Source organism: Bradyrhizobium sp. YR681 (genome assembly GCF_000282615.1).
Lineage (GTDB): Bacteria > Pseudomonadota > Alphaproteobacteria > Rhizobiales > Xanthobacteraceae > Bradyrhizobium.
Window position 1 is genome coordinate 1 of record NZ_AKIY01000106.1, and the last position, 3,300, is coordinate 3,300.

General features: G+C 67.2%; 2 protein-coding genes. Both read right to left on the reverse strand.

Translation table 11 applies throughout. From position 1 onward, the window contains the following. The coding region (locus tag PMI42_RS10985; protein ID WP_008133626.1) for an ABC transporter ATP-binding protein/permease at positions 1 to 1,375 on the reverse strand (1,375 nt) is incomplete at its 3' end. 53 nt (positions 1,376 to 1,428) lie between these two features. Beyond that, positions 1,429 to 3,300, reverse strand: a 1,872-nt coding sequence (locus PMI42_RS10990; protein ID WP_008133629.1) for a hybrid sensor histidine kinase/response regulator family protein, incomplete at its 5' end; no start/stop codon positions are given.

The window sequence follows — 3,300 nt, forward strand, 5'->3', positions numbered from 1 at the left end:
TCTTGCCGGTGCCGGATTCCCCCGCGACCAGCAGCCGCTCGCCGGGCTCGATCGCCACTTCGGTCTCGCCGACAACAGCGGTGCCGTCGTCGAGCGTGACGGAGAGGTCCTTCAGTTCAAGCATGGTCTCGTTGCTGGTCTCGCCGCGCTTGATGCGGCCGAGACCGTCGCCCTGCTCGGCGCGCTCGAGACCGTCGAGCGACATCATCAGCGAGGCGATGCGGCGCGCGCAGGCGTTCCAGTCGGCGAGCCTCGGATAATTGTCCACCAGCCAGCCGAACGCGCTCTGCACGATGGTGAAGGCGGAGGCCGCCTGCATCACCTGTCCGAGCGTCATGCTGCCGTCGAGGAATTTTGGTGCGCAGAGCAGGAGCGGCACCACGGGTGCAACCAGGCTCGAGCCCTGTGACACCAGCGTGGTGCGCATGTGCTGGCCGGCGAGCCGCGCCCATTGCCTGAGCACGTTGGTAAAATTCCGATCGATGCCTTCGCGCTCTTCCTCCTCGCCACCGAGCAGCGCGATGCTTTCGCCGTTCTCGCGCACGCGCGTCAGGGTGTAGCGGAAGTCCGCCTCGGCCTGGTTCTTGTCCTCCGAGACCTGCACGAACTGGCGGCCGATCACCAGGATCGAGCCCGATGCAATCGCGGCGTAGAGGATCGCGGCAATCACCAGGAAGCCGGGAATGGTAATGGCGGAGCCACCGAGGGTGACGGTGAGCGCGCCGCCGATGGTCCAGAGCACGACGATGAAGGTTACGGCCGACAGCAACGCCGAGGTGACGCCGGCGAGGAAATCCACCGGCGAGTCCGTTGCAACGCGCAAATCCTCGGCAATCCTGTATTCCGGATTCTTGTGGTCGCCGCCGACGAGGTTGAGCTGGTAGTAGCGGCCGTTCTTGAGCCAGCGCGTCAGCACGCTCGCCGTCAGCCAGGCGCGCCAGCGGCGCTGGATGCCCATCCGCGCGAACACCTGCGCCACGCCGAGCACGATGCTGCCGATCGCGAGCGGGAAGAACACCGCGGTGAGATGAAACACGCTGGCCGCATCGCGCTTCTCGATGGCGTCGAAGATCGCCCGATTCCAGACATTGATGCCGTACTGGAAGCCGACGGTGAGGACGATCAGCACGACGAGGCCGATCGAGTAGAGCCACGCCAGCCGGTCGCCGTTGCGGCCCCAGAAGCCGCGGGCGCTGATCCAGAACCGCGTCAGCAGATAGTCCTTGCGGGCCTGCTCGGCCTGCTCGGGCGTGAGCTCTGGATCGGGCTCGACGACCTCCGGCGGCGGCGGGGTGACCTCGTCGCCGTTCTCACCCTTGATCTCGACAATGGGCGGCTTCCTGCCCTTTTCGCGCTTTGCGGCCGGCTTTTGCATGGCCGGATAACGCAAAGAAAATCATGCGGTTCCCTTCGGTTCCATATTAGTTCCTACTCGGCGGCGCCATCGCGCACCCGCCGCAGCCGTGCCGCGCGATGCAGGACCTGCGACAATTGCTCGATCGAATAGGGCTTCTGCACGAGATCGAAACCGAGGCTGCCCTCCTGCGATAGCGCCTCGCTGTAGCCGGTGGTCAGCACGACCGGCACGGTGATGCCGCGATCGCGGACCGCATGCGCGAGATCGAGCCCGGTCATCCCGGGCATCACGACGTCCGAGAACACGACGTCGAAACGATCGGCGTCCACGACCAGCTCCGCCAGCGCATCACTGGCATTGTCGACCAGCGTGATGCTGTAGCCGAGCTCGGTGAGGCCGTCGGCGGCGAAATTGGCGAGCTCGATATTGTCCTCGACCACCAGCACCGACATGCCGCTGCCGGCGACCGCGGGAGCGGTGTTCGGCGCCTGCTGCTGCGGCAGCAGGTCCGCCGGCACGCGCGGCAGATAGAGCGAGAAGGTGCTGCCCTGTCCCACCTCGCTCACGACGGTCACTTCGCCGCCGGACTGCCGGGCGAAGCCGAACACTTGCGACAGGCCAAGGCCGGTGCCCGCGCCGACCTGCTTGGTGGTGAAGAACGGCTCGAAGATGCGCCCGAGCCGCGCGGCGGGAATGCCGATCCCGGTGTCGCTGACGGCGATGCTGATGAAGCCGAAGTCTTTCAAGGTCGGACGGCTCACAAGATGCGCCAGCGTGTCCGGAACGGTCGTCGCCGGCTCGACGCTGAAGGTGATCCTGCCCTTGCCCTGCATGGCATCGCGCGCGTTGGTCGCCATGTTGATCAGCGCCGTCTCGAACTGGCTGGCATCGGCATTGACGAGGCAGGACTCCGCCGGCAGCCGCATCGTGATCTCGATGGCCGGTCCGAGCAGCGTGGCCAGCATGTCGTGCAGCGACCGCACCCGCTCGCCGACGTCGAACACTTCGGGCTTGAGGGTCTGACGCCGCGCAAAGGCGAGCAGCTGCGAGGTCAGCCTGGCCGCGCGCGCGACCGCGTCCGCAATCGCGGTGATGTAGCGCTGCCGCCGCTCCTCGCTCAGTTGCGGCCGGTTCAACAGATCGACCGAGGCGCGGATCACCGTCAGCAGATTGTTGAAATCGTGCGCGACGCCGCCGGTGAGCTGGCCGAGCGCCTCCAGGCGCTGGCTGTGCTTGAGCGCGTCCTCGGCCTCGCGCCGTGCCGCGGCTTCGGTCTGGAGATGCTGGGTGCGCCGGAAGGCGAAGGCCAGCAGCAGGAACAGCAGTGCGGTGGCGGGAATGCCGAACACCAGATGCTGCCCCATGGTGGCGAACCAGCGCGCGCGGATCGCCGCGGTCTCGAGCCCGGCGCTGACATAGATCGGATATTCGGCGACACGCCTGTAGCCGATGCGGCGCTCGATCCCGTCAGCCGGCCAGGCGATGGTCATGAGCCCGTGCGCGGGGTGCGCGGCGATTTCGCGGCCGACCGGCCCGCCCGGATCGAGCCTGATGTCGCGGTCGAGCCGCGGGAAATGCGCCAGCACCACGCCGTCGGCGCGCCCCATCGCGAAGAAGCTGCCGGGATCGGAGCCGATCCTGGTGTAAAAGCTCTCGAAATATTCCGGCAGGACGGAGGCCTGGATCACGCCGGTGAAGCTGCCGTCGTCGGAGTCGCGGCGGCGGCTCACGCCGAAGAAGCGCGCGCCCTGGTAGGGCGGGCGCGGCGTCAGCGGCGTGCCGATGAACGTGCCGATGGTCTGGTCGACATGGGCGTAGAAATAGTCGCGGTCGGCAAAGCCCAGTTCCGGCGGCGGCGAGGCGAGGCTGTTGACCAGCGCCCTTCCGTCCGCATCGAAGATCCAGGCCGATTTCAGCTGCGGCAGCGAATCGGCCAGCCGCTT